Source organism: Hymenobacter sp. (assembly GCF_035709525.1).
Taxonomy (GTDB): Bacteria; Bacteroidota; Bacteroidia; order Cytophagales; family Hymenobacteraceae; genus Hymenobacter.
Window position 1 is genome coordinate 1 of sequence record NZ_DASTEP010000025.1, and the last position, 8,044, is coordinate 8,044.

The following is an 8,044-nucleotide window of genomic DNA, read 5'->3' on the forward strand; positions in this document are numbered from 1 at the left end:
GCGTCTCTACACCCGCCACCTGTATACTGATGCCGAAACTGCGGTAAGCCAGTACATCACGATAGTATTAACGCAAAAAGCCTCTCCCGGCTGGGAGAGGCTTTTTCTAACCTAAAGCAAGGCCGCTTAGTAGCGGTATACTTTGTCAGCATCGTTGCTGCGGAATTGTTCTTCGAAGTACTTGGCATCTTCGGCGTTGCGCGGTTTCACACCCATCACGATACCGCCGTTTTTGATGCCTTCTTCGTACTCGGCGGCGTGCTCTTCGGGGATGCCCGAGCCTACCAGCGCGCCTACCAGGCCACCCGTGAGACCACCGGCACCAGCACCGGCCAGCGCAGCGGCCAGCGGGCCAGCGATAATCAGGCCCAAACCCGGCAAGGCTACCGACGTGCCAATGGCCGCGATAGCGCCAATGATAGCACCGGCCGTGCCACCGATGGCCGAGCCCACGCCCGCGCCTTCCATCGCCTTGTCGCCCAGTTCAGTGTGCTCGTGGTTGTGGGCGAAGTGCGTATCGCGGGTTTCGTCCGACATCATCAGATGTACGTCGTCTTTGTGGTAGCCGCGCTCGTGCAGCGACTGGTAGGCGCGCTCGGCGCTGCTACGGTCGCGGAAGATGCCGCTCGTGGTGCTGCCTTCGCGGTAGTCGTTGTTGTAGCTATCGTTGTCGCCGGTGAAAGCGTCTTTCACGGCGTGGGCGGCGCGGTCGGTGGTGTTTTGCACGGCATCGATGCCGCGGCCTACAGCTGCGCCAGCGCTGCCAGCTACTGCGGCACCTTTGGCGGTGGCGCTGTAGTCATCGCCGGGCTGCGAGTCAGTAGGGGTCGTGTTTACATCGTCGGCGGCAGCGGCAGCGCCGCTTTGGGTGGCGTTGTAGTCGGTGCCTGCGCCGTAGGTGGTGCGGTCGGTGCTGAGGTTGCCGCTATTGCCGAGGCCGGTGCCGGTGTTGCTGGTGCCGTAGTTAGAGCCGGCACCAGTGCCGGTATTCATCGGGTTGCGCTCATCGTTGGTGCTCATCGGAAAGAGGGAGTGGGTTAGTGTGAAAGTGAGCCCGGCAAAATGCCCGGCTTCGTGATCTCTAAACGGGGCAAGCGAAAGGCGGGTTGCGTCCTAAAGCGTCAAGCTGGGGTATAACATTCGGGCCACTGGGCACAAAAAAAGCCCCGGCCGGAGCCGGGGCAAATCTTGCTAAGCCAATGCCTAACTACTACAAATGCAGCGCTTAGGCCTCATTGAGCGCGTACTGCTCGTAATTGACCTCCTGCTGCCAGAATTCGCGGCAGTCTTTTATCAGGCCTTTCAGAAATTCCTCGTCCTGCTTGAGCGCGCGCCACTCGCCGTAGCCCAGGCGCTCGCACAGCTTATAAAAATTATCGCCCTGCCCCTTCGAGCCCGGCACCCGCACCAGCGCGCTCAGCAAGGGGCGGCCGGCGGCGTGCTCCTCGGTCGAAATTTCGGCCAGCATTTCGTTGAGGCGCGATTTTTCGTGCGAGATGTCGAGGTTCAAGCCCAGCTCGGACTCTTGCACCAGCGTGAGGTAGCTGACCGTGCCCGCCTGCTGCCGGGCGTAGCGAATGAGGTAGTGGCGAAGGCGGCTAATCATGCAGAGAAAGAAGAAGGTGTAAAGCTCAACGGCTTGCGCAAAGAAAGCGCCCCGCGCCTTACACTCTACGAAGCAGCGGGTAGGAGCGGATTGTAACCAAGTGGCCCGCCGCAAATTAAGTCTAGGGGAGGATACCAAAAATCGGGCCGGCGTTGCGTCGGCGTCCGGTTTTATTTGGTCAGTCGGGCGGGCCGCGCCGGATTAAGCCCGGCCCTGGCGGCGGCGCAGCTCCTTCTGAATCAGCAAAAACTCGCGGCTGCTCTGGCCCGCGATGGCGGTGTTCTCATTAGCGCGGCGCAGCAGGTAGGGCATCACGGCCTCCACGGGGCCGTAGGGCACGTACTTGGCGGTGTGGTAGCCGGCGTGGGCGAGGTTGTAGCTGAGGTTATCGCTCATGCCGTAGAGCTGGGCAAACCACACGCGCTCGTCGCCGGGGGCGAGGCCGGCCTCTTGCATCAACTGCGTGAGCAGCAGCGAGCTGGCTTCATTGTGGGTGCCGGCGCAGATGCTGATGCGGTCGACGTGCTGCACGCAGTAGCGTAGGCTTTCGTTGTAGAGGTCGTCGGTGTGCTGCTTGCTGGGGTTGATGGGACTCTGGTAGCCGCGCTGCTGGGCCACGCGGGCTTCTTTTTCCATGTACGCGCCGCGTACTAGCTTCACGCCCAGGTAGTAGCCCTGCTGCACGGCGCGGTCGTGGGCAGCTTGCAGCGCCTCCAGGCGGTCGTGGCGGTAGAGCTGGTAGGTGTTCCAGACGATGGCGCGCTCCTCGTTGTAGCGGCGCATCATGTCCTCGGCCAGGTCGTCGATGGTTTGCTGAAACCAGCTTTCCTCGGCATCCACAAACAGCCGCACGCCGTGCTGGTGGGCGCTGGCGCACAGCGCATCGAGGCGCTGGCGGCCGCGCTCAAAGGCGGCCTGTTCGTCGGCCGACAAGGCGGTGCCGGCCTGGGTTTTTTCCAGCAAAACTGTGGGCATGAGGCCCGTAACCTTGAACACCGAGAACGGGATGTTGGGCGTGGTAGCGGCCAGGGCAATGGTGGCCAGAATCTCGTCGCGGGTGCGGTCAAAGCTCTGGTCATTGCCGGTGCCTTCTACCGAGTAGTCGAGGATGGTGCCGATGTGGTACTTGCCCAGCTCGGCAATCACCGGCTTGCACTCCTGAATGGTTTCGCCGCCGCAAAACTGCTGGAAGATGGAATTCTTGATGAGAAACTTGGTGCCCGGAAAACTAAATTTCAGGGCCGTTTGCATCAGGCCGCTGCCCATTTTTACGAGGCTGCCGTTGTTCATGGCCGCGAACAGGGCGTACATCTTGCGCAGCTCGGCGTCGGACTTGGCCTCGAAGGCAATGCGGGTGTCTTCGAAGGAGATAGGCGCCACGGGCGGGGCCGGAACGGTGGACGGGGTAGCCATGCGAAAATGCGGGATAAAAGCCAGGGAGGGAGAGCGAACTACGAAGGTAACGTAGGGGGCGAAAACCGCGTTCGGCCTGCGGGGGTTAATGTAGGGTAAGCTTTAGCTTGCCACCGTCATGCTACACTAGCGCCCGGCAAGCTAAAGCTTACCCTACACGCAATGGAAAATACCGCTCCCGCCGACACGTTTTTCACCCGTCGGCTGGCCCAGAAGGGCCAACCCCTCATCATCGCCGGCCCCTGCTCGGCCGAGTCCGAAGAACAAGTGCTCACCGTGGCCCGCGCCCTCAAGGCGGCCGGCCAGGCCGATATGTACCGCGCCGGTATCTGGAAGCCGCGCACCAAGCCCGGCGGCTTCGAGGGCATGGGCACTGCTGCGCTGCCCTGGCTGCAAGCCGCCAAGGCCGAAACCGGCCTGCCGATGGCCATCGAGGTAGCCACGCCCAAGCACGTGGAAGAGGCCCTGAAACACGACATCGACGTGCTCTGGATAGGCGCGCGCACCACCGTGAACCCCTTCGCGGTGCAGGAGCTGGCCGACGCGCTGGCCGGCACCAACAAGCCCGTGATGGTGAAAAACCCCGTCAACCCCGACCTCGCGCTCTGGATTGGGGCCATCGAGCGGCTGGAGCGGGCGGGCATCCGTGATATTGCGGCTATTCACCGGGGTTTCAGCACGTTTGCGCCCTCGCGCTACCGCAACGCGCCCACCTGGGCCATCCCGATTGAGCTGAAAACCCGCCGCCCCGACCTCGTGCTCATCAACGACCCGAGCCACATCGGCGGCTCGCGCGACTTGCTGCTGCCCATCGCCCAAAAGGCGCTCGACCTCGACTACGACGGCCTCATCATCGAGACGCACCCCGACCCCGACCACGCCCTCTCCGACGCCGCCCAGCAGGTAACGCCCGTTCGCTTGCAGCAGATTCTAAGCGAATTAAACTACCGCTACCGCTCCAGCAACAACGCCGACTACCTGAACAAGGCCGAGGAGCTGCGCCAGAAAATGGACACCGCCGACCACGAAATCCTCGAAATGCTGGCCCGCCGCATGGCCCTCATTCAGGAGCTGGCCGAGTATAAAAAGGAAAACAACGTGAAGATTTTGCAGCTGGAGCGCTGGCAGGAAATCTTCAAAACCCGCCCCGAGTGGGGCCGCAAGCTCAACATCGACGAGAAATTTGTGGGCGAGCTCTACAAGCTCATCCACATCGAAAGTATCCGCAAGCAAACGGAGGTACTGAATGGCCGGCCGGTAGATGGGCCGGTGAACTTAGGGCCAGGCCTGTAACGCGTACTGTCATTGCGAGCGTAGCGAAGCAATCGCACCTGTTGAGCCGCGCCGTTCGGGTTCCGCTCAGGTGCGATTGCTTCGCTACGCTCGCAATGACAGATGCTTACTACTGCCGCGTGTAAGTGTACTTTGGCCCATCGGCCGCGCTGCACTGGTCGATAACTAACGTGCTGCCCTCTAGCGTGTAGGCACCTTTGGGTGCGTAAGCATCGGCGTCAGTTGGCATGAGGGTAATAATGGGCTCGGGGCTGCCACCGCCGCAGCTAGCGCCAGTGCTAGTGGCGTAGGTACCTTCGGCAGCCAGCTTTTTGTCGCGCATCAGGCGAAAATGCCGGCTGGCGTCGAGCGTCAGCACTTCGTCGGGCACGGGGTGGCCGGGCGGGCAGTGGCACTGGTAGTTGGTGAGGCGCCAGGTGCCCGTGAGAGCGGTGCCGGGCGCGGCGGCCGTGGCCTGGGGCGTGCGCTGGCAGCCAGCGGCCGCGCCGAGCAGCAGCCCGAGGCTGCAAAGGGAGAGGAACTGATTCATTTGAAATTTGTGGTAGTTGGGGCGGGCTGCCGGCTTTTCGCTCTTCGGCCGACGAGCTTGCCTCACGATGAGCGGACAGCCGGCGAAAAACTGGCAGCCCGCCTCAACTACGCCGAAAGCGAAAAATGCGTTAGCCCTGCCGCAACAAGCTCAGCAGGGCTAACGCATTTTTGGTGCCGGATTTTAGCCGGGCGGCTACTCCTTCACCCAGCGGTAGCTTTCCGTCGCGCCGGCGTCGATGCAGGCATCTTCGCCGGTCAGTGTTAGGCTTTGGCCGGCGGGCGTTTTGGTGATGCTGTAAGTTTTGCGGTCGTTGTTGGGCAGGTCCGAATCTGTTTCGTAGCTGATAATCGGCACGGTGCCGCTCGGCGTGGGGCAGCTGGGTAGCGTGCCCATCGAGAGCGCGTAGGTAACTTTCTTATTCAGCCTTCTATCGTGCTGAAAAATAAGCTGCTTGTCGGCCCCAAACACCAGCTGGCGCGTGAAACCCTCGGTGGCCGGCGTGCGCCGGCCGGTGCGGTAAGCGGTGCCTTCCCATTCCCAATGGCCGTTTTCGAGCGCCAGTGCGTCGTAGCCGCTGGGCTGTACTTCGTCGCCCTCGCGCTGGCAGCCGGTGGCCGAGAGCAGCGCGGACGTAAGCAGCAGGAGCAGAGCTTTTTTCATGGGATAAGCAGGTGAGGCGGGTAGGAAAGGAAAAGAACGCTAATCAGGGCAAAGGAGCCGGCGGCGGGCGGCCGGGTTGCAGGGCTGCGCAAAAAATGCCGGGCGGGAAGCCGTTTCTTTGCGGCAAGTTCTACGTTTCAAGCAAGCCAGGTGTTCGTGAAAAATCCTCCCGTTATCGGCCCGCAGGCGCTGCCCGCGCTGGTGGCCTTCATCCGCGAGAACGCGCCGAGCCGCGTTTTCGTGCTGGCCGACGGCAACACGGCCCGCGACTGCTACCCGCGCTTGCAACCGCACCTGCCCGCCCACGAGCTACTGACCATCGAGGCCGGTGAGGAGTACAAAACGCTGGCTACCTGCACCCAGGTGTGGGAGTGGCTGACGCGCCAGCAGGCCGACCGCCACGCGCTGCTCGTGTGCCTGGGCGGCGGCGTCGTCACCGATTTGGGCGGCTTTTGCGCCGCCACCTACAAGCGCGGCCTCACCTGCGCCGTGCTGCCGACCACGCTGCTGGCGCAGGTCGATGCCGGGGTAGGGGGCAAGACGGGCGTCGATTTCCAGGGCTTCAAAAATCACATCGGCGTGTTTCAGGAGCCGGCCGGCGTGTTCATCGAGCCAGCATTTTTAGCCACGTTGCCGCCCGCCGAGCTGCGCTCTGGCTACGCCGAAATCATCAAGCACGCGCTCATCGCCGACGCGGCGGCCTTTGCGCAGCTGCGCGCCCTCGACGTGGCGGCCGTGGCCGACTGGACGCCCATCATCGCGCATTCGGTAGCCCTGAAAGAGCAGATTGTGGCGCAAGACCCGCACGAGAGCGGCCCGCGCAAGCTGCTCAACTTTGGCCACACCGTGGGCCACGCCCTCGAAAGCTACCTGCTCACGCAGCCCGGCCGCGAGGTGCGCCACGGCGAAGCCGTAGCAGTCGGCCTCATCTGCGAAAGCTGGCTGTCGGTGCAGCGCGAGCTGCTCTCGGCCAGCGAACTGGCCGAGGTGGAGGCGGTAGTGCGCGCGGCATTCGGGAAAATTACGTTTATCACCTTCGAGACCGAAGCCATCGCGGCCTATGCCGTGCAGGACAAGAAAAACCGGGGCGAGGTGATTAATTGCACCCTGCTGTGCGGGCTGGGCCACGGGGTGTTCGACCAGCCTATTTCGCTGGCCGAGGTGGCGGCGAGCTTGCAGTATTATCATACCGAGTTGTAAAACGGAGTGGCACTCCGTTTATCGTTGTTTACGCGGAAACGGAGTGCCACTCCGTTTTACAAGCTGTTTATGAGTAGTATATCCCTGACCTGGGCCGGCGGCCCGCTGCAAGGCACCGCCCACCTGCCCGCCTCCAAAAGCGAAAGCAACCGCGCCCTGCTGCTGCAAAAGCTGGCCGGCGGCGGCACCCTCACCAATCTCTCCGAAGCCAACGACACCGTGCTGATGGAGCGCCTGCTAAGCCAGGCCACCCACACCGACCTGCTCGACGCCGAAGACGCGGGTACCGTCATGCGCTTCATGACGGCTTACCTGGCCGTGAGCGGCTGGCGCGGCACCCTCACCGGCGCGGCCCGCATGAAGCAGCGCCCCATCGCCATCCTGGTAGATGCGCTGCGGGCGCTGGGCGCAAGCATCGAGTACGTGGAAAAGGAAGGCTACCCGCCGCTGCGGTTTGAGGGCAGCGCCATCACGGCCGCCGCTACCGAGCTGAGCGTGCGCGGCGACATCAGCAGCCAGTACATTTCGGCGCTCCTGATGGTGGGGCCGGTGCTGCCCGCCGGCCTGCGCCTGCGCCTGACGGGCGAGGTAGGCTCGCGGCCCTACATCGACATGACGCTGAGCTTGATGCAGCACTTTGGCGGCACTGCTGATGAGCTGGCGCCCGACCTGGTAGAAGCGCGCTCGGGCGGCTACCGCCCGGCCGACTACGAGGTGGAAAGCGACTGGTCGGCCGCCAGCTACTGGTACGCGCTGGTGGCGCTGGGAGCCGTTGGCTCGTCGGTGACGCTGCCGGGCCTGCGGGCGCAGTCGTGGCAGGGCGACCACGTGATTCAGCATATTATGCGGTCATTGGGGGTAGCTACTGAAGTAACTGCCGAGGGCTTCCGCCTCACCCAAACACCACTCGACGCGGCCGAACTGCTCGCCCAGCCGCTCGATTTCACCGACTGCCCCGACCTGGCCCAAACCGTGGCCGTGGTGGCCGCCGCCCAGGCCGTGCCCCTGCGGATGACGGGCCTCCAGAGCCTGCGCATCAAGGAAACCGACCGCATCGCGGCGCTGCAAAACGAGCTGCGCAAGTTTGGCGGCGATATGGTGGAGGTAGCGCCGGGCGTGTTTGAGATTCAATCAACTAACTTCCAGGTCAACGGCCAGACCGTTGCTACCTACGAAGACCACCGCATGGCGATGGCCTCCGCGCCGCTGGCGCTGCGCGGGCCGCTCACCATCGAGGAGCCCAGTGTGGTGCGCAAGTCGTACCCCAGCTATTGGCGCGAGCTGGCCAAGGTAGGGCTGGGAAGCTAGACGCTGGAAGAAAGGTGAAGGCGCGGCCGTGG

8 protein-coding genes are annotated in these 8,044 nt (G+C 63.3%); 3 read left to right on the plus strand and 5 right to left on the minus strand.

Features of this window, described 5'->3' with window-relative positions:
• Positions 1–126: 126 nt before the first annotated feature.
• From VFO93_RS02295 to VFO93_RS02305, 3 genes are all read right to left on the minus strand, one after another.
• The gene (locus VFO93_RS02295; protein WP_325132692.1) at positions 127–1,020 is read right to left on the minus strand and encodes a hypothetical protein; all 894 of its coding nucleotides are present in this window, start codon (positions 1,018–1,020) and stop codon (positions 127–129) included.
• 205 nt (positions 1,021–1,225) lie between these two features.
• Positions 1,226–1,606, minus strand: a complete 381-nt coding sequence (locus VFO93_RS02300; protein WP_325132693.1) for a hypothetical protein — start codon at positions 1,604–1,606, stop codon at positions 1,226–1,228.
• A 201-nt stretch (positions 1,607–1,807) separates the two neighbouring features.
• Positions 1,808–3,019 (minus strand): proline dehydrogenase family protein, encoded by a 1,212-nt coding sequence (locus tag VFO93_RS02305; RefSeq protein ID WP_325132694.1) that lies wholly within the window; start codon positions 3,017–3,019, stop codon positions 1,808–1,810.
• 162 nt (positions 3,020–3,181) lie between these two features.
• Between VFO93_RS02305 and VFO93_RS02310 the strand changes: the two genes are divergently transcribed.
• Positions 3,182–4,312, plus strand: a complete 1,131-nt coding sequence (locus VFO93_RS02310; protein ID WP_325132695.1) for a chorismate mutase — start codon at positions 3,182–3,184, stop codon at positions 4,310–4,312.
• A gap of 109 nt (positions 4,313–4,421) precedes the next feature.
• Here the strand turns inward: VFO93_RS02310 and VFO93_RS02315 are convergent, their stop codons facing one another.
• Both VFO93_RS02315 and VFO93_RS02320 read right to left on the minus strand, forming a co-directional pair.
• Complete coding sequence (locus VFO93_RS02315) at positions 4,422–4,841, minus strand: hypothetical protein (RefSeq protein ID WP_325132696.1); 420 nt, start codon at positions 4,839–4,841, stop codon at positions 4,422–4,424.
• Positions 4,842–5,036: 195 nt separating this feature from the next.
• Positions 5,037–5,504 (minus strand): hypothetical protein, encoded by a 468-nt coding sequence (locus tag VFO93_RS02320; RefSeq protein ID WP_325132697.1) that lies wholly within the window; start codon positions 5,502–5,504, stop codon positions 5,037–5,039.
• 156 nt (positions 5,505–5,660) lie between these two features.
• Between VFO93_RS02320 and aroB the strand changes: the two genes are divergently transcribed.
• Positions 5,661–6,704 (plus strand): 3-dehydroquinate synthase, encoded by a 1,044-nt coding sequence (aroB, locus tag VFO93_RS02325; RefSeq protein ID WP_325132698.1) that lies wholly within the window; start codon positions 5,661–5,663, stop codon positions 6,702–6,704.
• Positions 6,705–6,773: 69 nt separating this feature from the next.
• A complete protein-coding gene (locus VFO93_RS02330; RefSeq protein ID WP_325132699.1) occupies positions 6,774–8,012 on the plus strand; it encodes a 3-phosphoshikimate 1-carboxyvinyltransferase in 1,239 nt (412 codons plus the stop codon).
• Positions 8,013–8,044: the final 32 nt, after the last annotated feature.

What these genes read in the sequence shown, in the direction of transcription:
- VFO93_RS02295 (WP_325132692.1), bottom strand. Translation starts at nt 1,020, where the DNA reads ATGAGCACCAACGATGAGCGCAACCCGATGAATACCGGCACTGGTGCC.
- VFO93_RS02300 (WP_325132693.1), bottom strand. Translation starts at nt 1,606, where the DNA reads ATGATTAGCCGCCTTCGCCACTACCTCATTCGCTACGCCCGGCAGCAG.
- VFO93_RS02305 (WP_325132694.1), bottom strand. Translation starts at nt 3,019, where the DNA reads ATGGCTACCCCGTCCACCGTTCCGGCCCCGCCCGTGGCGCCTATCTCC.
- VFO93_RS02310 (WP_325132695.1), top strand. Translation starts at nt 3,182, where the DNA reads ATGGAAAATACCGCTCCCGCCGACACGTTTTTCACCCGTCGGCTGGCC.
- VFO93_RS02315 (WP_325132696.1), bottom strand. Translation starts at nt 4,841, where the DNA reads ATGAATCAGTTCCTCTCCCTTTGCAGCCTCGGGCTGCTGCTCGGCGCG.
- VFO93_RS02320 (WP_325132697.1), bottom strand. Translation starts at nt 5,504, where the DNA reads ATGAAAAAAGCTCTGCTCCTGCTGCTTACGTCCGCGCTGCTCTCGGCC.
- VFO93_RS02330 (WP_325132699.1), top strand. Translation starts at nt 6,774, where the DNA reads ATGAGTAGTATATCCCTGACCTGGGCCGGCGGCCCGCTGCAAGGCACC.